This is a genomic window from Pseudomonas fulva (assembly GCF_023517795.1).
Taxonomy (GTDB): Bacteria; Pseudomonadota; Gammaproteobacteria; order Pseudomonadales; family Pseudomonadaceae; genus Aquipseudomonas; species Aquipseudomonas fulva_D.
The window spans coordinates 4781851-4802588 of sequence record NZ_CP082928.1 but is presented as its reverse complement, the minus strand read 5'-3'; the positions used below and the strand labels follow the sequence as shown (position 1 = coordinate 4802588).

Sequence of the window (20738 nt, the reverse complement as noted above, 5' to 3'; positions counted from 1 at the left end):
GCGGCCATCCTCGGTAGCACGTTCAATCACTCGCTGACGCTGATACTCAGGCCGGCGGCTATGGCGAAGGGTGTCAGGGTTACCGTCAGTGCACTGAGGCTGGCCAGCCAGAGCAGATGCCCGGCTACCGGCAACCCTTGCAGACTCGCCTGCAAGGCCCCGCTGCCAAGAATCAGCACCGGGATGTACAAAGGCAAAATGAGCAGCGCCAGCAACAGCCCGCCGCGCTTGAGGCCCACCGTCAGGGCGGCGCCAATGGCGCCCAGCAGGCTGAGAATCGGCGTACCCAGCAGCAGGGAAGCCAGCAATACCGGCAGGCAGCGTCCCGGCAGGCCGAGCATCAAGGCCAGCAGCGGCGACAGCAAAACCAGGGCCAGGCCGGAAAACAGCCAGTGGGCCATGACTTTGGCCAGCACCAGCACCGGCAAGGGGTGCGAGGAAAGCAGCCATTGCTCCAGGGAGCCGTCCTCGAAGTCGCTGCGAAACAGGCCATCGAGGGACAGCAGTACCGCCAGCAGCGCCGCGACCCACACCAGGCCGGGCGAAAGGCTTTGCAGCAGTTGCGTTTGCGGCCCGACGGCCAGTGGAAACAGGGCGATGACGATAGCGAAGAACACCAGTGGATTGGCCAGCTCTGCAGGGCGCCGACACAGCAGCCGCGCCTCGCGCATGACCAGCAGCATAAACACGCTATTCATGGGCCATGCTGTCCCAGATCAAGATCCCGGTAGCCATCCGGCATCCGGCTCAACGAATGGTGGGTGGTCAGGACCACCAGACCGCCCGCTCTGCAATGTGCAGCCAGATGGTCTTCGAGCTGGCTGACTGCATGCTTGTCCAGGGCGGTAAAGGGCTCGTCGAGAATCCATAACGGCGGGCTGTCCAGATACAGGCGTGCCAGTGCCACGCGGCGTTGCTGGCCGGCAGACAGGGTATGACAGGGCACGTCTTCGAAACCGCGCAGCCCGACGGCCTCCAGTGCCTGCCAGATCTGCTCGCGGCTTGCGGGACGATGCAGGGCACACAGCCAGGCGAGGTTTTCCTCGGCGCTGAGCAGCCCCTTGATGCCTGCGGCATGGCCGATCCACAGCAGGTCACCGCTGCAGCTGGCGAGGGGCTGGCCTTTGACACGGACGGTGCCGCTGGAGGGCGGCCTGAGACCGGCAAGCACCCGCAGCAGGCTGGTCTTGCCGCTGCCGTTGGGCCCGGAGACCTGCAGCATCTGCCCGGCGTCCAGCCTGATGTCGAGATTCTCGAACAACAGCCGCCAGTCCCGTTCGCAGGACAGCGCAGTGGCTTCGAGAAAGGGACTGCTCACAACGCGGGCACCTGGTTCAAGTCGGGACGATTGCGGCCGCTATACTGTTGCGGACGTTCGGATTGGCCGCGAGTATACATGCCCGCCCTGCTCGCCCGCAGTGTGCATTGGGCCCAGAGTATGAGACTTAATGACCGAGATCAGTGGATCGCGTCCTGTCGCCCCCCCGCCGGCGGCCAGCAGACCCGCAGTTAGTGCCGCCGACCTGGCGGTAAAGCTGCTCAAACCCCTGGACGGCCTGATGGCGGCCGGGGAAAGCGCCAAGGCCGAGGTGGTTGGCGTCAGGGAAGGCGCGCAGAACTTCCAGCTGATGCTGCGCGTGACCCTGGACGGTGGCCGCCAGGCGACCCTGCAGGCCAGCAGCCCGCAGCCGCTCGCCCAGGGTACCGCGCTGGCCGTCACCGCGCTCTCCGATACCCGCCTGGCGCTGGCCGTCCTGGCCGGCGGCAACAAACCGCTGACCAGCATCGACCTCGAGCAACTGCCCGTTGGCACCCTGCTGCAAGGCAAGGTGCTTTCTCGCGAAGCGCTGCCCGTCCAGGCTGCCCAGGCCACCGTCTTCAAAGTGCTGGTCAACCTGCTCAACACCGGGATGGCCGGCAAGACCCTGAGCCTGGAAACCAGCCTCGACCTGCCGCCTGGCAGCCTGCTCAGCGCCCGGGTGCAGGGTGATCAGTCCCTTGCCTTTCTACCGCTCAGTGGCCGCCTCGACCAGCTCGCCCTGCTCCAGCAACTCGGCAACCAGCAAAGCCGTCAGGGCTCACTGGAAGGCCTGATGGCGGCGCTCAAGGGCATGGGTGGCCAGGGCGGCCTGCCCGAAGGCTTGAAGGGCAGCATCGACAAGCTGCTGGCAGGCCTGCCGACTGGCGAGCAGATGAGCGATGGCAAGAGTCTGATGAAGGCCTTGGAAAACAGCGGGCTGTTTCTCGAGAGCAAACTGCTGGCCGGCCAGACCGGCGGCCTGGGCACCGACATGAAGGCCAACCTGCTGCGCCTGGTCAGCCAGTTGCTGCCCTTGCTGCCCGGTGCCGCGCCCCTGGCCGCGGCAACCGCCTCGGCCAATGCCATGACCCAGGCGCTGCCGGCCTTCGCCCGCAACGTGCTGGGCAATATCGGCCAGAGCAGCGGCCGCCAGCAGGCGATGAGTTTTCCCCTGCCCAGCCGCCTGCTGCAATCCATGGATGAAGAGGCCGACCTGGAGGCATTGCTCAAGCTCGCGGCCGCCGCCATCTCGCGCCTGCAGACCCACCAGTTGTCGAGCCTCTCACAGAGCCAGGTCGGCCCCGAGGGCCAGCTGTTGACCACCTGGCAGATGGAAGTGCCGATACGCAATCAGCACGAACTGGTGCCGTTGCAGGTGAAGATTCAGCACGAGGAGCCGGCGCCCTCCGGCAAGCAGGATCCCAAGGAAGCGCTGTGGCGTATCGACCTGGCGTTCGACCTCGATCCCCTGGGGCCGCTGCAGGTGCAGGCGCAGCTGGCCCATGGCAGCCTGTCCAGCCAACTGTGGGCCGAGCGCGCCAGCACCGCCGGGCTGATCGACCGCGAACTGGGCAACCTGCGCGAACGCCTGGTGGCCGCCGGCCTGACGGTAGGCGACCTGGTGTGCAGCCTGGGCACGCCGCCCCAGGGCCCGAAAACCTCCCTGGAACAACGCTGGGTCGATGAAACCGCATGAGCCATAAAGCCCCACGCCAGGCCATCGCCCTCACCTACGATGGCCAGAACGCCCCCAACCTCAGCGCCAAGGGCGACGACGAGCTGGCCGAGGCCATACTGGCCATCGCCCGCGCCCACGATGTGCCGATCTACGAAAACGCCGAACTGGTGCGCCTGCTCGCACGCCTGGAACTGGGCGAAGCGATTCCCGAGCAGCTGTATCGCTGCATCGCGGAAATCATCGCCTTCGCCTGGTACCTGAAAGGCAAGTTCCCGGCGGGTTTCGACCCACGAGGCAAACCCAAGGACGGACCGTTGAGGCTCGAAGGGCCGGGCAAGAAAACCGGGCGCTGACTACGGCGCTCCGCCCCAGATTGCCAGCGCCCCTGTGGGAGCGCCGACCTCGGCGCGAAAAGATTTTGGCCTTGCTGCAAGAGCGGCGTTGTACGCACTATTCGCGGCGAGGTCGCCGCTCCTACGAGATCGCGGGCATCCCCTTACTCGCGTGGGAGCGCCGACCCAGCGCGAAAAGATTGCGGCCTTGCTGCAAGAGCGGCGTTGTACGCACTATTCGCGGCGAGGTCGCCGCTCCTACGAGATCGCGGGCATCCCCTTACTCGCGTGGGAGCGCCGACCCGGCGCGAAAGGATTGTGGCCTTGTTGCAAGACCGGCGTCGTAAACAGGATCCGTGGCGAGGTCGCCGTTCCCAAAAGATCGCGAGCAACCAGCCACAGGTTAGGAGCGGCGCGCCTGATGCAGCTTGGCGACCAGATCCGCTTCGGCCTTGCTGAGGCCGCAGGACTGGGTGAGGTCGTCGGCGCTGGCGCCCATGCCGACCAGCCGCGCAGCCTGAGTGAACGACAGGCTGGTAGGGTCGCGCTGCTCGATCTGGGTGAGCTTGTCCGGCAACGGTGCAACGGTGCGGCGCAGCTCATGCAGTTCTTCGCCCATGCGGATGCTACCGGTCAGGTAGGTATCCAGGCGCTTGCCCAGCTCGCGAATACGCTGGTCGCGCTGGGCATCGCGTTCGGCCTGCAGCTGGCTTGCCAGGCGCAAACGTCCGGCAAGCCAGACGCAAGTACCCACCAGCCCGGCACAGACCAGGGCGAGAACGATGAGCGCGGCTTCGAGCACCTCAGATGCTCTCCAGCTCCGACCACTCCTCCTCGGTCATCATCTTGTCCAGTTCTACCAGAATCAGCAGCTCGCCGTTCTTGTTGCACACGCCCTGGATGAACTTGGCCGATTCGTCGTTACCGACGTTCGGTGCGGTTTCCACTTCGGACTGACGCAGGTAGACCACTTCGGCCACGCTGTCGACCAGGATACCCACCACCTGCTTGTCCGCCTCGATGATGACGATCCGGGTGTTGTCGGTGACGTCGGAGGAGTCCAGGCCGAAACGCTGGCGTGTGTCGATGACGGTGACCACGTTGCCGCGCAGGTTGATGATTCCCAGCACGTAGCTCGGCGCACCCGGTACCGGGGCGATTTCGGTGTAACGCAGCACTTCCTGCACCTGCATCACGTTGATGCCGTAGGTCTCGTTGTCCAGACGGAAGGTGACCCACTGCAGGATCGGATCTTCAGCGCCTTGTGCAGAGCTTTTCTTCATGGCCTAGCCTCGTCATTGACCGCGCGTTGCGGTGCGCGGGAGTCCCGCTATTCAGATGATCGCACGCACGCCATCGCGCGTACGACCGTTATCAGTGTATCTGCCCGTTGTGCATACGCTTGGCGCCGCCGCTGGCGATCAGTTCGGCCAACGCGGCGACGTCCAGCAGCGCACACATGTGTTCGATCACGGTACCGGCCAGCCAGGGTCGCTGAGCGCGCTGGCTGCGCCATTTGATCTCGTCCGGGTTGAGGCGAATCGAGCGGCTGACCTGATGAACCGCCAGGCCCCACTCGTAGCCCTGTACGGAAATCACGTACTGCAGGCCCTGCTTGAAATCGTCCCGGTAACGATCCGGCATCACCCAGCGCGCGGTATCGAGCACCTTCAGGTTGCCAGACTGTGATGGCAGTATGCCCAAAAACCAGTCGGGTTGGCCAAACAAAGGTGTCAGATCCTGGCCGGCCAGCGGGTAGATAGAGCCCAGGCAGACCAACGGCACCGCCAGGGTCAGGCCGGCGACGTCGAACAACAGGCATTCGAACGGCTCTTCAGCCCAATCGGGGCGACCGTCGGGCTGGGTCAGGAACAGCTGTGGGGCCGGGCGATGCACGTCGGCGACCGGCTCGACCACCGGTGGCATGGCAATGGGCTCGACCACGACCGGGGCGACCACCTCGGCCACCGTTTCGACCACCTCGACGCGCGGCTCGCTCGCCACCTCGGCGGTAGCCGGCGGAACCAGGGCCAGCGCAGGCGCTTCGGTGCGTGGCGCCAGCTGCGCATCACGCACCTGCTCCTCGAGCACGGCGGCTTCGAATTCATCGAGGGTGCTGTGCTCGAGGGTTTGTTCGAGTTCGATCGCGGCGTCCTGCAGCAACCCATCGAGGTAAGACTGCAGCGCCAGTTGGGGCCGAGTTGCGGTAGCAGTGGAACGACTCATGAAGGCAACCTGCAGAAGAGTTCTGTATGAGCTATCGGCCGCTGGGGCGGCAGACTTGAGCCGGTTCGCGCAGAATATTCAGCCGCCATGATCAGGCCACCTGGGAGGCGGGCTGCTGCGCCAGCAAATGCTTGAGCAGCGCACGGTAAGCGATGGTGCCACGGCTGTTGCCATCGAACTGCGACGGCGTCAGGCCGGCGCGGCTGGCGTCACGCAGGCGGGTATCGACCGGAATGTAGGCCTGCCAGAGCTGCTCGGGATAGGTGTGCTTGAGCAGACGCAGGGTCGACAGCGACGCCTGGGTGCGACGGTCGAACAGCGTCGGCACGATGGTGTACGGCAGCGCCTGCTTGCGCGAGCGGTTGATCATGGTCAGGGTGTTGACCATGCGCTCCAGGCCCTTGACCGCGAGGAACTCGGTCTGCACCGGAATCACCAGCTGCTGACTGGCCGCCAGGGCATTGACCATCAGTACGCCAAGCAATGGCGGGCTGTCGATCACCGCATAGTCGAAGTCCTGCCACAGCTGCGCCAGGCTCTTGGCGATCACCAGGCCCAGGCCGCTCTGCCCCGGCGACTGACGCTCCAGGGTGGCCTGCGCGGTACTCGACGGCAGCAGGGAAATGCGTTCGTGGCTGGTGGGCAACAGCAACTGCTTGGGCAGGCCTTCCGGCACGTTGCCCTGATGCTGGAACAGGTCGAAATTGCTGTTTTCCAGGGAGTCCGGGTCGTGACCGAAGTAGCTGGTCATCGAACCATGGGGATCGAGGTCGACCACCACCACGCGCTTGCCGGCATCGGCCAGCAGGCCGGCCAGGGCAATGCTCGAAGTGGTCTTGCCCACGCCGCCTTTCTGATTGGATACAGCCCACACTCTCATAATCTTCATCCTCCCGGGGGCAGGCCTGGCCTGGCCGAGACTAATTGCCCATTGCAGGGACTGGCGACGGGGAATTGACGGTGCCGCTGGCGGACGCCGGTGCTGCAAGCCCTGTAGCAGGTTGCGTGCCAGCGCGCTGCAGCGCAGCATCGGGCTGCGCATTGGCGCTCCCCACGCCACTCACACTACGCCGTACATCGAGATTACGCGAGACCACCAACACCACCCGGCGATTGCGCGCCCTGCCCTCCGCCGTGGCGTTATCGGCCACGGGCTGGAACTCGCCATAGCCCACGGCCGCCAGGCGCGACGGATCGACGCCATCCATGGCCAGCATGCGCACGATGCTCGCGGCACGGGCCGCGGACAGCTCCCAGTTGGTGGGGTACTGCGCGGTTCTGATCGGCTGGTTGTCGGTGAAGCCCTCGACATGCACGGGGTTGCCATAGGGCGCCAGGATCTTGGCGATCTTCTCGATGATCTCGAAGGCCTCGTCGTTCGGCAGCGCGTCACCGCTGGGAAACAACAGTCCGGAACTCAGTTCGATCTCGATCCACAGTTCATTGCCGCGCACCTTGAGCTGATCGCTCTGCAACAGCCCGCCGAAGGCATCGCGAATGCTGTCGGCGATGTTCTGCAGGGTCGAGGCGGCGATCTGCTGCGGCGCCGCCTCGTCGACCATCGAGCGATCCGGCTCGGTGGTACGCGGGCGCTCGTCGCCCACCGGAATGGGCTTGATCGAACGATCCGGCTGGTTGAAGACGCCGGTCAGGGTCTCCGAGAGGATCTTGTACTTGCCTTCGTTGATCGACGAAATCGAATACATCACCACGAAGAAGGCGAACAGCAAGGTGATGAAGTCGGCATAGGAAACCAGCCAGCGCTCGTGGTTCTCGTGTTCTTCGTGATGGCGTCGGCGGGCCATGATCAGCTCATGAAGCCTTGCAGCTTCAGCTCGATGGACCGCGGGTTTTCACCTTCACCGATGGACAGGATGCCCTCCAGGAGCATCTCCCGGTACGCCGACTGGCGCAGCGCCACCGATTTCAGCTTGTTGCCGATCGGCAGCAGCAGCAGGTTGGCGATGGCCACACCGTAGATGGTGGCAACGAACGCCACGGCGATGCCGCTACCCAAGAGGCTGGGGTCGGCCAGATTGCCCATCACGTGGATCAAGCCCATGACCGCACCGATGATGCCGATGGTCGGTGCGTAGCCGCCCATGCACTCGAAGAACTTGGCGGCCTGGATGTCGCGGCTTTCCTGGGTGTAGAGGTCCACCTCGAGAATGCTGCGAATGGCTTCCGGCTCGGCGCCGTCGACCAGCAGTTGCAGGCCCTTGCGCGCATAGGGGTCGGCTTCGCCATCGGCGACCGCCTCCAAACCCAGCAGGCCTTCCTTGCGCGCGGTCATGCTCCAGTTCACCACGCGGTCGATGCCGCCCGCCAGGTCGATCTGCGGCGGCGCGAAGATCCAGCGCAGGATGCTCACGGCGCGCTTGAACACCGCCACGGGCGTCTGCAGCAAGGCCGCGCCCAGGGTGCCGCCGATCACGATCAGCGCCGCCGGGCCGTTGAGCAGTGCCGAGACATGACCGCCTTCCAGGTAATTGCCGCCAAGAATCGCGACGAACGCCAGAATGACGCCGATCAGGCTCAGCACATCCATCAGAGGCAGGCCTCGACCAGATGGCGACCGATATCATCGAGGGGATAGACCGCATCGGCCAGGTTGGCCTTGACGATGGCCATGGGCATGCCATAGATCACGCAGCTGGCTTCATCCTGGGCCCAGACCTGGCTGCCGCCCTGCTTGAGCAGGCGCGCGCCCTCACGGCCATCGGCGCCCATGCCGGTGAGCACCACGGCCAATACCTTGTCGTTGTACGACTTGGCCGCCGACCCGAAGGTGATGTCCACGCAGGGCTTGTAGTTCAGGCGCTCGTCACCGGGCAGGATGCGAATGGTGCCACGGCCGTCGATCATCATCTGCTTGCCGCCCGGTGCCAGGATGGCCAGACCGGGGCGCAGGATGTCGCCATCCTCGGCTTCCTTGACGTTGATCTTGCAGAGCTTGTCCAGGCGTTCGGCAAAGGCCTTGGTGAAGGCCGCCGGCATGTGCTGGATCAGCACGATGGGCGTCGGGAAATTGGCCGGCAGCTGAGTCAGTACGCGTTGCAGGGCAACCGGGCCGCCGGTCGAGGTGCCGATCGCCACCAGCTTGTAGCCCTTGCGCTTGGGCGCCGCACTGGCAGCGGCATGCCGCTCGGCCGGCGCATGGCTGACGCTCGGCTGCGGCCGCGCGGCCGCTGCGGGCGTGCTCGGTGCGCCGGCAGGTCGGCTCGGGCTACCACCGGCAGGCGGCGTCACGGACGCCGTGCCGAACCCCCGGCGGTTGCTGCGCGAGATGCTGTGGACCTTCTCGCACAGCAACTGCTTGACCTTCTCGGGGTTGCGCGAGATGTCCTCGAAGTTCTTCGGCAGAAAGTCCACCGCACCGGCGTCCAGCGCATCCAGGGTGACCCGGGCGCCTTCGTGGGTGAGCGAGGAGAACATCAGAACCGGCGTGGGGCAGCGCTGCATGATGTTGCGCACGGAGGTGATGCCGTCCATGAGCGGCATCTCGTAATCCATGGTGATCACGTCCGGCTTCAATGCCAGGGCCTGATCGATGGCCTCACGTCCGTTGGTGGCCGTACCGACCACGGTGATGTTGGGGTCAGACGAGAGAATCTCCGAAACCCTGCGTCGGAAAAAACCGGAGTCATCGACTACCAGTACCTTGACAACCATAAACACTCCTAAGCGGCACGGCCGTCGCCGCGCCGCAGACGATCAGAGACGCCGTGCGTAGCGCTTGAGCATGCTGGGCACATCGAGGATCAGCGCGATGCGGCCGTCACCGGTGATGGTCGCGCCGGACATGCCGGGCGTGCCCTGGAGCATCTTGCCCAACGGCTTGATCACCACCTCTTCCTGGCCGACCAGCTGATCGACCACGAAGCCGATGCGCTGGTTGCCCACGGTGAGAATCACCACATGGCCTTCGCCCTGCTCTTCGTGCGCCGCACTGCTCACCAGCCAGCGCTTGAGATAGAACAGCGGCAGCGCCTTGTCGCGCACGATCACCACTTCCTGGCCATCGACCACGTTGGTGCGCGACAGGTCGAGGTGGAAGATCTCGTTGACGTTGACCAGCGGGAAGGCGAACGCCTGGTTGCCCAGCATCACCATCAGCGTCGGCATGATCGCCAGGGTCAGCGGCACCTTGATGACGATCTTCGAACCCTGGCCCTTCTGCGAGAACACGTTGACCGTGCCGTTGAGCTGGGAAATCTTGGTCTTCACCACGTCCATGCCCACACCGCGGCCGGAGACGTCGGAGATCTCGGTCTTGGTCGAGAAACCGGGGGCGAAGATCAGGTTGTAGCATTCCAGGTCGGTCAGGCGATCGGCCGCGTCCTTGTCCAGCAGGCCCTTTTCCACGGCCTTGCTGCGCAATACGTCGGCGTCCATGCCCTTGCCGTCATCGGTGATCATCAGCAGGATATGGTCGCCCTCCTGCTCGGCGGACAGCACCACCCGGCCGGTGCGCGACTTGCCGGCGGCCTCGCGTTCATCGGGGCTTTCCACGCCATGGTCGACGGCGTTGCGCACCAAGTGCACCAGCGGGTCGGCGAGGGCCTCGACGAGGTTCTTGTCCAGGTCGGTCTCTTCACCCACCAGCTCGAGGTTGATCTCCTTCTTGAGCTGACGGGCCAGGTCGCGAACCAGGCGCGGGAAGCGCCCGAAGACCTTCTTGATCGGCTGCATGCGGGTCTTCATGACCGAGGTCTGCAGGTCGGCGGTCACCACGTCGAGGTTCGACACCGCCTTGGACATGGCCTCGTCGCCGCTGTTGAGCCCCAGGCGCACCAGGCGATTGCGCACCAGCACCAGCTCGCCGACCATGTTCATGATCTCGTCCAGGCGGGCGGTGTCGACGCGAACGGTGGTTTCCGCCTCGCTGGCCGGTGCGCCGGCCGCCGCTGGTGCCGGCGCCGGTTTGCTGGCTTCCGCCTTGGCGGCGGCAGGAGCTGCCTTGCTTGGCTCGGGCTTGGCTATAGGGGCTGGAGCCGCTTTGGCCGATTCGGCCTTGGCTGCGGGCGGCGCGGCCTTGGCTGGCTCGGGGGCAGGCGTCGGCTTGGCAGCAGGCGCGGCGGCCACTGCTACGGCAGGCGCGACGAACTGGCCCTTGCCATGCAACTGGTCGAGCAGCGCCTCGAATTCGTCATCGGTGATTTCGTCGCCCGGCGTTGCCGCAGCCGCGGGCTCGGCGGCCGGCGTTGCGACCGGCTCGGCAGCCGGTGCCACGGCAGGCGCGACGAACTGGCCCTTGCCGTGCAGTTGATCGAGCAGCGCTTCGAATTCGTCGTCGGTGATTTCATCGCCCGGCGCGGCAGCCGCCGGCTCCGCGGCCGCCACCGGCGCAGCGGCCGGTGCCGCGAACTGGCCCTTGCCGTGCAGCTGGTCGAGCAGCGACTCGAACTCGTCATCGGTGATTTCGTCGGTCGAGGCGCTGGCTGGCGCTGGCGATTCATCGCCCAGGGCATCGAGCAATTGCTCGAATTCGCGGTCAGAGATATCTGCCGAAGGCTCGACTGCGGCCGCAACGGGTTCTGCAGGCGCCGGTTCCGGCTCGGCCGCCACTGCTGCAGGCGCAGGCTCTGGCTCGGCACCACCCGGCTCGGCCAGGCGCGAGAGCGCAGCCAGCAGCTGCGGCGAGGCAGGCGTCAGTTCCACCCGCTCACGCACTTCGGCGAACATGCCGTTGACGGCGTCCAGCGCTTCGAGCACCACGTCCATCAGTTCGGCGTCCACACGGCGCTCGCCCTTGCGCAGGATGTCGAACACGTTCTCGGCAATATGGCAGCACTCCACCAGCTCATTGAGCTGCAGGAAGCCGGCACCACCTTTTACCGTGTGAAACCCTCGGAAAATCGCATTGAGCAGGTTCATATCGTCCGGGCGGCTTTCCAGCTCCACCAACTGCTCGGACAATTGCTCGAGAATTTCGCCGGCCTCTACCAGGAAATCCTGGAGGATTTCTTCATCGGCGCCGAAGCTCATATGACGTGCTCCTAAAAACCCAGACTGGACAGCAAATCGTCGACGTCGTCTTGGTTAGAGGCGACGTCATCACGCTTATCGGCATGAATCTGCGGACCTTCACCGCGGGACGGATTTTTTTCTTTGTTCTGCTCGGCACGCAGCTCTTCGTGGTTGTGATCGATACCGGCGAAGCGATCGACCTGGCTGGCCATCAGCACCAGTTTCAGAAGATTGCTCTCGACCTCGGTCACCAACTGGGTGACGCGCTTGATCACCTGGCCGGTCAGGTCCTGGTAATCCTGCGCCAGCAGAATGTCGTTGAGATGCCCCGACAACTTGCTGGTGTCGCGCTGGCTGCGCGCCAGGAACAGCTCGATGCGCTTGGCCAGTTCACGGAACGCCTCGGCGCTCATTTCGCGGCGCATGAAACGGCCCCAATCCTCGGCGAGCGAATCGGCCTCGCTGCTCAGGTCGTTGACCAGCGGCGCACTCTGCTCGACCAGGTCCATGGTGCGGTTGGCCGCACGCTCGGTCATGGTGACCACATAGTTCAGGCGCTCGGTCGCATCGGCGATCTGCGAGACTTCCTTGGCATGCGGTACCCGGGGATCGAGCTGAAAGTTGACGATCGCGTTGTGCAACTCGCGAGTGAGCTTGCCGACTTCGAGGTAAAGACCCCGGTCGCGCGCCTTGTTCAGTTCGTTGATCAGCTGTACGGCTTCGCCAAAGTTGCCCTGTTCGAGGCTGTCGACCAGTTGGCGGGCATTGCTTTTCAGGGTCGACTCGAGGTCAACCTCGTTAGATTCATGGTGTTCCATAACAACCTCGCGGCAGACATCAGCCGTTAACCCGCTCGAAGATTTTCTCGATCTTTTCCTTGAGCACCTGAGCGGTGAACGGCTTGACTACATAGCCATTCACACCGGCTTGCGCGGCCTCGATGATCTGATCGCGTTTGGCTTCCGCCGTGACCATCAGCACAGGCAGGTGCTTGAGTCGCTCGTCGGCACGCACCGCGCGCAACAGGTCGATGCCCGTCATGCCCGGCATGTTCCAGTCGGTTACCAGAAAATCGAAGCTGCCGCTCTGCAGCATCGGCAACGCGGTGGTGCCGTCGTCAGCCTCTGCCGTGTTGGTGAACCCCAGATCACGCAAGAGGTTCTTGATGATCCGTCGCATCGTCGAGAAATCATCGACGATGAGGATTTTCATGTTCTTGTCCAAGTCGACCTCCGTACAGTCCTAAAACGCCTGCAACCTTGTGCAGCGCTTATTAATCGTGAAACCGGCCTGGCTGAACGCCGCAACCCATGCGCTCGGCTTTGCTGCGTTCACTGTGTGCCCCGCCCTGCTGTCCTGCATTTACCACAAGGACTGGCTCGACCAACTCCAACCCCTGAACAAATTCCTATGCGCGCCATTCCCCCAGCCGCGCTCGCAAACGCGCGGCACACTGGCTATGCAGCTGGCTGACCCGCGACTCACTCACCCCCAGTACCTCGCCGATTTCCTTGAGGTTCAGCTCCTCGTCGTAATACAGCGACAACACCAGCCGCTCACGCTCCGGCAGATTACTGATGGCATCGGCCAACGCGGCCTGGAAACGGGTGTCTTCCAGCTCATGCGATGGCCCGTGATGCAGGGAACTCGTGTCTTCCTGCAGGCCGCCGTTCTCGCCTTCCTGCAAGAGGTCGTCGAAACTGAACAGGCGGCTGCCCAAAGTGTCGCCAAGAATGCCGTAGTAATCTTCGAGACTCAATTGGAGTTCGGCAGCAACCTCGTGATCTTTAGCGTCACGACCGGTTCTGGCCTCAATTTTTCGTATCGCATCACTGACCATGCGGCTGTTGCGGTGCACCGAGCGTGGCGCCCAGTCACCCTTGCGCACTTCGTCGAGCATGGCGCCGCGGATGCGAATGCCGGCAAAGGTTTCGAAACTGGCACCCTTGCCGGCGTCGTACTTACGCGACGCCTCGAGCAAGCCGATCATGCCGGCCTGGATCAGATCGTCGACCTGCACGTTGGCCGGCAGGCGGGCCAACAGGTGGTAGGCGATACGTTTTACCAGCGGCGCGTGGCGCTCGATCAACTGATGCTGTGAATCTCGTGCTGTTGCCTTGCTGTACATTCGGAGTCCAGAGGCTGTCGTCATACAGCCGTGTCTGCAGTCGGTTGTTGCACCAGGCGCTCCACGAAAAACTCCAGATGGCCACGCGGGTTGGCCGGCAAGGGCCATGCATCGACCTTCTGGGCAATCGCCTTGAACGCCAGCGCGCACTTCGAACGAGGGAACGCCTCATACACCGCACGTTGTTTCTGTACGGCCTTGCGAACCGATTCGTCGTAGGGCACCGCGCCGACATACTGCAGCGCGACATCCAGAAAACGGTCGGTCACCTTGGTCAGCTTAGCAAACAGATTGCGGCCTTCCTGGGGGCTGTGCGCCATGTTGGCGAGCACCCGGAAACGGCTCATGCCGTGGTCGCGATTAAGCAGTTTGATCAACGCGTAGGCATCGGTGATGGAGGTCGGTTCATCGCACACCACCACCAGCACTTCCTGGGCCGCGCGCACGAAGCTGACCACCGAGTCGCCGATGCCGGCAGCGGTGTCGACGATCAGCACGTCGAGGTTGTCACTGATGTCGCTGAAGGCCTGGATCAGGCCGGCATGCTGCATGGGCGTGAGCTGCACCATGGCCTGGGTGCCGGAGGCCGCGGGCACGATGCGAATGCCACCGGGGCCCTGCAAAACCACGTCGCGCAGATCGCATTGGCCGTCGATGACGTCGGCCAGGGTGCGTTTGGCGGTCAGGCCGAGCAACACGTCGACGTTGGCCAGGCCAAGGTCGGCATCCATGAGCATGACGCGCCGACCGAGATCGGCGAGCGCCAGTGACAAATTCACCGACACATTGGTCTTGCCAACGCCGCCTTTGCCGCCGGTCACCGCGATCACCTGTACGGGATGCATACCCATGTTATCTATACACCTTATCTAACTTCACTGTGGGCCCTGGGGCCATTGTGCGCTGTCGCGGCGAGCACGACCAGCGCTTCGCCACACTCAACCCGTTCAACCGGCCTGCCTGGCCGGGTTCTGATAAAGCCCGGCGAACATGTCGGCCATGGTGTCTTCGCTCGGCTCGTCCGGCGCCTGCAGCCCGACGGCGCGGCTGACCAGCTGGTGGCTGCGCGGCACGTGCACGTCATCCGGGATGCGCGGACCATCCGCCAGGTAGGCTACCGGCAGGCGGTGGCCAATAGCCAGGCCCAAGACCTCGCCCATGCTGGCCGCCTCGTCCAGTTTACTCAGAATGCAGCCGGCCAGCCCACAACGCTTGTAGCTGTGATAGGCCGCCTTGAGCACCTGGGCCTGGCTGGTGGCGGCCAGTACCAGGTAATTGCGGGCATTGACGCCGCGACTGGCCAGCGCCTCGAGTTGCATGCGCAGCGCCGGATCGTTGGCGGGCAGGCCGGCGGTGTCGATCAGCACCACGCGCTTGCGCGCCAACGGCGCCAGGGCCTGGGTCAGCGACTGACCGGGGTCGACCTGGGTCACCGAGACGCCAAGAATCCGTCCCAGGGTCTTGAGCTGCTCCTGGGCACCGATGCGGTAGCTGTCCATGCTCACCAGGGCGATGCTGGCGGCACCATACTTGAGTACGTAGCGAGCGGCCAGCTTGGCCAGGGTGGTGGTCTTGCCCATGCCGGCCGGGCCGACCAGGGCGATCACACCGCCCTCTTCCATCGGCTCCTGCTTGGGCGTCTGGATCGAGTGGGCGAGGTGCGCCAGCACCATGCGCCAGGCCTGACGCTGATCGCCGATCGAGGCCACGCGCTCGAGCAGCGTGCGCGCCAGCTCGGCGGGCAGCCCCATACGCTGCAGGCGACGCCACAAGGTGGCCTGCTGTGGACGCCGGGCCTGCATCTGCCCCCAGGCCATGGAACCCATCTGCATTTCGATCAACTCACGCAGGCCATGCAGTTCGGAGCGCATGGAATCCAGCGCCGACTGATCGACCGAGGCCGCAGCCGGCTTCTGCTGCTGGCGCTGCAACACGGCATCGAGGCTGTCGGCGGACGGCGCGGCAGGCGCCGCGCCAAACAGCTGACGGTCCTTGCCGGCATCGGCCTGGCTGCGCGTGGTCAACTCGGCATGGGCCGAAGCAATCTTCGACTGGGTCTTGCGCAGCTCGGCTTCCAGCGCGGGGTTGGCCTGCCGCGCCGGTACCGGCGGAGCCTGATAATCGAGCGCAGCCGTCAATTCCACACCACCGGCCACGCGGCGGTTGGCGATGATGGTCGCATCGGCGCCCAGCTCATCGCGCACCAGCTTCATGGCTTGGCGCATATCGGCAGCGAAAAAGCGTTTGACCTGCATGGCCCGTACCCTCGATTAGTTCTGCCCCACCGTCGCAACGATGGTGACCTGCTTGTTGTCCGGAATTTCCTGGTACGCCAGAACATGCATGCTCGGGACGGCCAACCGGGCGAAACGCGAGAGCATTCCCCGAACCGGCCCGGCTGCCAGCAGAATCACCGGCTTGCCAAGCATCTCCTGACGCTGCGCTGCTTCCACCAGGGAACGCTGCAGCTTCTCGGCCATGCCGGGTTCGAGGAGGATGCCATCCTCGGAGCCCTGACCGGCCTTCTGAAGACTGTTTAGCAATATCTGTTCCAACCTTGGCTCAAGAGTGATCACAGGCAGCTCCGGCTCTAGTCCCACGATGTTTTGCACGATGGCGCGGGACAGCGCGACCCGAACTGCCGCAACCATGGCGGCGGGATCTTGACTCCTTGGTGCGACATTGGCGATGGCCTCGGCGATGGTGCGGATATCACGCACCGGCACCTGCTCCTGGAGCAGCGCCTGCAGCACCTTGAGCAGGGTCGACAGGGAAATCAGCCCCGGCACCAGCTCCTCGGCCAGTTTCGGCGAGCTTTTCGCCAGCAGCTGCATCAGTTGCTGGACTTCTTCGTGGCCGAGCAGCTCGTGGGCATGCTTGTGCAGGATCTGATTGAGGTGCGTGGCCACCACGGTGCTGGCATCCACCACGGTGTAACCGAGCGATTGCGCCTGGTCGCGCTGGCCCGGGTCGATCCACACCGCCTCCAGGCCGAACGCCGGATCTCTGGCGGCCACTCCGTTGAGGGTGCCGAACACCTGGCCGGGGTTGATCGCCAATTCGCGATCCGGGTACACCTCGGCCTCGGCGACACTCACGCCCATCAGGGTCAGGCGGTAGGCATTGGGCTGCAGGTCGAGGTTGTCGCGGATATGCACCGATGGCATCAGGAAGCCCATCTCCTGGGAAAGCTTCTTGCGCACGCCCTTGATACGCGCCAGCAACTGGCCACCCTGGTTGCGATCGACCAGGGGAATCAGCCGGTAGCCCACCTCCAGGCCGACCATGTCCACCGGCACCACGTCGTCCCAGCCAAGTTCCTTGACCTCCTGGGCGCGCTGGGCCGGCAGCAGTTCCTGCTGGCGCTGCACTTCGATGACTTCGGCTTCCTTGGTCTTGCGCTGCTTGTTGGCGATCCAGTAGGCAGCGCCAGCCGCGACCAGACCGAGGCTGATGAACGACATGTGCGGCATGCCGGGTACCAGGCCCATGGCGATCATGATCGCGGCGGATACGGCCAGGGCGCGCGGCGAGGCGAACATCTGGCGGTTGACCTGGGCGCCCATGTCCTCGGCGCTGGAAACGCGGGTGACCATGATCGCGGCGGCCGTGGACAGCAGCAGCGACGGGATCTGCGCCACCAGGCCGTCACCGATGGTCAGCAGGGTGTAGATACGCCCGGCGTCGGCGAAGCTCAGGCCGTGCTGCAGCATGCCGATCGCCATGCCGCCGATCAGGTTGATGAACAGGATCAGCAGGCCGGCGACGGCGTCGCCGCGCACGAACTTGCTGGCACCGTCCATGGAGCCGTAGAAGTCGGCTTCCTGGGCCACTTCGCTGCGCCGTTTCTTGGCTTCCACCTGATCGATCAGGCCGGCGTTGAGGTCGGCGTCGATGGCCATCTGCTTGCCGGGCATGGCGTCCAGGGTGAAACGCGCACTCACCTCGGAAATGCGCCCGGCACCCTTGGTGACCACCACGAAGTTGATGATCATGAGGATCGCGAACACCACGATACCGACCACGTAGTTGCCGCCGATCACCACCTCGCCGAAGGCCTGGATCACCTTGCCCGCGGCGTCGTGGCCGTCCTGGCCATGCAGCAGCACCACCCGGGTGGAGGCCACGTTGAGGGCCAGACGCAGCAGGGTCGCGGCCAGCAGGATGGTCGGGAACACGGCGAAATCCAGCGGCCGCAGGGCATAGATCGCCACCAGCAGCACGACGATCGACAACGCGATGCTGAAGGTGAACAGCACGTCGAGCAAGAATGGCGGGATCGGCAGCATGACCATGGCGAGCATGACCAGCAGCAGCAGCGGGATGCCGAGATTGCCTTTGCGCAGCCCGGAAAGGTTGCTGCGAACATCGCCAATCATTTGTGCGCGATCTAGTGCCACGTGGGTACCCCGACTGATTCAATCTTTTGACGTCCAGGACGTCTCTGCAGCCGGTATTGCAAGAACCTTTCCAACTCTTCGAAAGCCGCGAAACAGGCGGCTCCCTCCTAAGGCCGGGGGCCTGCCCCCGTACAGCCGCGGGACGAAAACACGAACCCCACCGGCAAAGGCCAGTCACAGCCTGTGAGCAATGGCTCCACTCAAAGACGATCCACCAAGGAGAGCACCATGAAACGTTGGATGATGGCCGCCCTGGCCAGTTGCTGCGCGGCCAGCCTGCATGCCGCTGACAAGACCGTCGAACTCAACGCTGTGGATGCCAACGGCGTCGGCAGCTCGGTGGGCAAGGTGGTGATCAGCCAGAGCCCGTACGGCGTGGTGTTCACCCCCGAGCTGCACGACCTGGAGCCCGGCGTGCATGGCTTCCACGTACACAGCAAACCCAGCTGTGACCCGGCACCCAAGGATGGCCAGCCCTCTGCTGCCGAAGCCGCTGGCGGTCACTGGGATCCGAAAGGCACCGGCAAACATGGCCTGCCCTGGGGCGAGGGCCACCTGGGCGACCTTCCCGCCCTGCTGGTGACTGCGGACGGCAAGGCCAGCCAGCCCGTGCTGGCACCCCGCATCAAGAGCGTGGACGAGCTCAAGGACCTGTCGCTGATGGTTCACGCCGGTGGCGACAACCACGCCGACCATCCCAAGCCCCTGGGTGGCGGCGGCGCGCGCGTGGCCTGCGGCGTGATCAAGTAACTGGCGGTGGTGCGGCCCTCAAACGGGCTGCACCCCATCATTCATCGCGACGTAAATCAGGCGGAATGGGCAGATCCTTCAGCGGCGCCGGCCGCTTGCCCTTGCCGGCCTGGAACTGGCGAATCTGATAGACGTACGCCAGTACCTGGGCGACAGCGAGATACAGGCCGGCGGGAATTTCCTGATCGAGCTCCGTGGTGTGGTAGATCGACCGCGCCAAGGCCGGCGACTCCAGCAGCAGCACGTTGTGCTCGGTGGCGATCTCGCGGATCTTCAGCGCGGTGAAGTCGCTGCCCTTGGCCAGCAACATGGGCGCCTGCCCGGCGTCCGGGTCGTATTTCAAGGCAACGGCAAAGTGGGTCGGGTTGGTGATCACCACGTCGGCCTGCGGCACGGCCTGCATCATGCGCCGCTGGGTCATCTCGTGCTGCAATTGGCGAATGCGTTGCTTGACCTCGGGTTTGCCCTCGCTGTCCTTGTACTCGTCCTTGACCTCCTGCTTGGTCATCATCAGCTTCTGCTTGTTGTCCCAGAGCTGGAACGGCACGTCCACGGCAGCGATCAGGATCAGCCCGAGGGACATCCACAGCGCGCTCCAACCGACGACCTGGGCCGAATGCATGATCGCCGATTCTATGGGTTCGTTGGCGATCGCCAGCAGATCGTCGCGATCCATCGACAGCACCACCAGCGCCACCACCAGAATGACGATGAATTTCGCCAGCGCCTTGAGCAGCTCGACCAGTGCCTTCATCGAGAACATGCGCTTGAGCCCGGCAAGCGGATTCATGCGGCTGAACTTGGGCGCCATGGCCTTGGCCGAGAACAGCCAGCCACCCAGGGCGATCGGCCCGACGATGGACATCACCAGCAAAACCACAAGCAGTGGCAGCAGCGCCTCGAGCGCCAGCTGCCCGGAGGCGGCCAGCCACAGGGCCATGCTGCGCTCGTCCATCAGCACCTCGCGCGACAGGGAGAAATTGCCGCGCATCATCTCCAGCATGGCGTTGCCGATCGACCCGCCGGTGGCCAGCAACCCGCCGGTCCCCGCCAGCATGATGGCAAAGGTGTTGAGCTCGCGTGAACGCGCGATCTGGCCTTTTTCACGGGATTCGCGGCGGCGTTTCTCCGTGGGTTCCTCACTTTTATCGGCACCGCTATCCGACTCGGCCATCAGCTCGCCCTCGCCAGTTCACGCAGCATGATCAGGGCCTCGGTCGCGAGGGCCTGGTAATGCGCCAGGATGTCAGCCAGAGAAATCCACACGATCACCATACCCAGCACCAGGGTGAGCGGAAAACCGATGGAGAAGATGTTCAGTTGCGGCGCCGCCCGGGTCATCACGCCAAAGGCGATGTTCACCACCAGCAGCGCGGTGACCGCCGGCAACACCAGGATCAGCGCGGCGCCCATCACCCAGCCGAGCTTGGTGGCGATCTCCCAGTAATGCTCGACCTGCAGACCGGAGCCCGGCGGCAGGGTCACGAAGCTCTCGGCGAGCACCTCGAACACCACCAGATGGCCGTTCATGGCCAGGAACAGCAGGGTCACCAGCATGGTGAAATACTGGCCGATCACGGGTACCGAAATGCCGTTGGCGGGGTCGACCATGGAGGCGAAACCCAGGCCCATCTGCATCGCCAGGATCTGCCCGGCGACCACGAAGACGTGAAAGAACAGCTGCAGCACAAAGCCGAGCATCACCCCGATGAGGATCTCCTGGGCGATCAGCATGAAGGCCTGCAGGCTGATCGAATCGACCTGCGGCATCGGCGGCAAGGTGGGCACCACCACCACGCTGATCGCCAGGGCCAGGTACAGGCGCACCCGGGTGGGTACCAGCTGGGTGCCGATGATCGGCATCACCATCAGCAGGGCGGCGATGCGAAACAGCGGCAGCAGGAAACTGCTGACCCAGCTGCCGATCTGCGCGTCGCTCAGCTCGAACATCGGC

Annotated in this window: 21 protein-coding genes; 3 read left to right on the top strand and 18 right to left on the bottom strand. The window is 64.4% G+C overall.

The annotated features are described in order from the left end of the window. Positions 1 to 26 precede the first annotated feature (26 nt). Together ccmB and ccmA are read right to left on the bottom strand one after the other, a co-directional pair. A complete protein-coding gene (ccmB, locus tag K8U54_RS22200; protein WP_249907833.1) occupies positions 27 to 698 on the bottom strand; it encodes a heme exporter protein CcmB in 672 nt (223 codons plus the stop codon). Beyond that, the gene (ccmA, locus tag K8U54_RS22195; RefSeq protein ID WP_249907832.1) at positions 695 to 1318 is read right to left on the bottom strand and encodes a cytochrome c biogenesis heme-transporting ATPase CcmA; all 624 of its coding nucleotides are present in this window, start codon (positions 1316 to 1318) and stop codon (positions 695 to 697) included. The genes ccmB and ccmA overlap by 4 nt, the downstream gene beginning before the upstream one ends. 130 nt (positions 1319 to 1448) lie before the next feature. Between ccmA and K8U54_RS22190 the strand changes: the two genes are divergently transcribed. Both K8U54_RS22190 and K8U54_RS22185 read left to right on the top strand, forming a co-directional pair. Then, positions 1449 to 2996, top strand: coding sequence for a flagellar hook-length control protein FliK (locus K8U54_RS22190; protein WP_249907831.1), 1548 nt, complete (start codon positions 1449 to 1451; stop codon positions 2994 to 2996). Next, entirely contained in the window at positions 2993 to 3331 is a 339-nt protein-coding gene (locus K8U54_RS22185; RefSeq protein ID WP_249907830.1) for an EscU/YscU/HrcU family type III secretion system export apparatus switch protein, read from the top strand. Before K8U54_RS22190 ends, K8U54_RS22185 begins: the two co-directional genes overlap by 4 nt. A 382-nt stretch (positions 3332 to 3713) precedes the next feature. On the opposite strand, the gene K8U54_RS22180 is transcribed toward K8U54_RS22185, so the two are convergent. The 14 genes from K8U54_RS22180 to flhA form a co-directional block, all read right to left on the bottom strand. After that, complete coding sequence (locus tag K8U54_RS22180; RefSeq protein WP_249907829.1) at positions 3714 to 4112, bottom strand: DUF2802 domain-containing protein; 399 nt, start codon at positions 4110 to 4112, stop codon at positions 3714 to 3716. Between the two features lies 1 nt (position 4113). Next, a complete protein-coding gene (locus tag K8U54_RS22175; RefSeq protein ID WP_013791056.1) occupies positions 4114 to 4593 on the bottom strand; it encodes a chemotaxis protein CheW in 480 nt (159 codons plus the stop codon). Positions 4594 to 4684: 91 nt separating this feature from the next. After that, the gene (locus K8U54_RS22170) at positions 4685 to 5536 is read right to left on the bottom strand and encodes a CheW domain-containing protein (RefSeq protein WP_249907828.1); all 852 of its coding nucleotides are present in this window, start codon (positions 5534 to 5536) and stop codon (positions 4685 to 4687) included. 91 nt (positions 5537 to 5627) lie between these two features. Continuing rightward, positions 5628 to 6416 (bottom strand): ParA family protein, encoded by a 789-nt coding sequence (locus K8U54_RS22165; RefSeq protein WP_249907827.1) that lies wholly within the window; start codon positions 6414 to 6416, stop codon positions 5628 to 5630. Positions 6417 to 6456: 40 nt separating this feature from the next. After that, positions 6457 to 7344, bottom strand: coding sequence for a flagellar motor protein MotD (gene motD, locus K8U54_RS22160; protein ID WP_249910495.1), 888 nt, complete (start codon positions 7342 to 7344; stop codon positions 6457 to 6459). After that, positions 7344 to 8084 (bottom strand): flagellar motor protein, encoded by a 741-nt coding sequence (locus K8U54_RS22155; protein WP_249907826.1) that lies wholly within the window; start codon positions 8082 to 8084, stop codon positions 7344 to 7346. Before K8U54_RS22155 ends, motD begins: the two co-directional genes overlap by 1 nt. Then, positions 8084 to 9208 carry a protein-glutamate methylesterase/protein-glutamine glutaminase gene (locus K8U54_RS22150; protein WP_249907825.1) on the bottom strand — a complete coding sequence of 375 codons (1125 nt, stop codon included), beginning with the start codon at positions 9206 to 9208 and terminating at the stop codon, positions 8084 to 8086. Before K8U54_RS22150 ends, K8U54_RS22155 begins: the two co-directional genes overlap by 1 nt. Before the next feature lie 42 nt (positions 9209 to 9250). Further along, positions 9251 to 11524, bottom strand: a complete 2274-nt coding sequence (locus K8U54_RS22145) for a chemotaxis protein CheA (protein WP_249907824.1) — start codon at positions 11522 to 11524, stop codon at positions 9251 to 9253. Between the two features lie 11 nt (positions 11525 to 11535). Beyond that, a complete protein-coding gene (locus K8U54_RS22140) occupies positions 11536 to 12324 on the bottom strand; it encodes a protein phosphatase CheZ (protein WP_249907823.1) in 789 nt (262 codons plus the stop codon). A 19-nt stretch (positions 12325 to 12343) separates the two neighbouring features. Beyond that, a complete protein-coding gene (locus K8U54_RS22135; protein ID WP_170829026.1) occupies positions 12344 to 12718 on the bottom strand; it encodes a chemotaxis response regulator CheY in 375 nt (124 codons plus the stop codon). Between the two features lie 196 nt (positions 12719 to 12914). Beyond that, positions 12915 to 13658 (bottom strand): RNA polymerase sigma factor FliA, encoded by a 744-nt coding sequence (fliA, locus tag K8U54_RS22130; RefSeq protein ID WP_249907822.1) that lies wholly within the window; start codon positions 13656 to 13658, stop codon positions 12915 to 12917. Beyond that, positions 13655 to 14494 carry a flagellar synthesis regulator FleN gene (gene fleN, locus K8U54_RS22125; protein WP_170833959.1) on the bottom strand — a complete coding sequence of 280 codons (840 nt, stop codon included), beginning with the start codon at positions 14492 to 14494 and terminating at the stop codon, positions 13655 to 13657. Before fleN ends, fliA begins: the two co-directional genes overlap by 4 nt. 87 nt (positions 14495 to 14581) lie before the next feature. Continuing rightward, the gene (gene flhF / locus K8U54_RS22120) at positions 14582 to 15889 is read right to left on the bottom strand and encodes a flagellar biosynthesis protein FlhF (RefSeq protein ID WP_249907821.1); all 1308 of its coding nucleotides are present in this window, start codon (positions 15887 to 15889) and stop codon (positions 14582 to 14584) included. 15 nt (positions 15890 to 15904) lie between these two features. Then, positions 15905 to 18013 (bottom strand): flagellar biosynthesis protein FlhA, encoded by a 2109-nt coding sequence (gene flhA / locus K8U54_RS22115; RefSeq protein WP_249907820.1) that lies wholly within the window; start codon positions 18011 to 18013, stop codon positions 15905 to 15907. Positions 18014 to 18262: 249 nt separating this feature from the next. On the opposite strand from flhA, the gene sodC reads away from it, so the two are divergent. After that, the gene (gene sodC, locus K8U54_RS22110) at positions 18263 to 18784 is read left to right on the top strand and encodes a superoxide dismutase [Cu-Zn] SodC (RefSeq protein WP_249907819.1); all 522 of its coding nucleotides are present in this window, start codon (positions 18263 to 18265) and stop codon (positions 18782 to 18784) included. 37 nt (positions 18785 to 18821) lie between these two features. Here the strand turns inward: sodC and flhB are convergent, their stop codons facing one another. Both flhB and fliR read right to left on the bottom strand, forming a co-directional pair. Beyond that, entirely contained in the window at positions 18822 to 19958 is a 1137-nt protein-coding gene (flhB, locus tag K8U54_RS22105; protein ID WP_249907818.1) for a flagellar biosynthesis protein FlhB, read from the bottom strand. After that, positions 19958 to 20734: a flagellar biosynthetic protein FliR gene (fliR, locus tag K8U54_RS22100; protein WP_249907817.1), complete on the bottom strand. Its 777-nt coding sequence runs from the start codon at positions 20732 to 20734 to the stop codon at positions 19958 to 19960. The genes flhB and fliR overlap by 1 nt, the downstream gene beginning before the upstream one ends. Positions 20735 to 20738 lie beyond the last annotated feature (4 nt).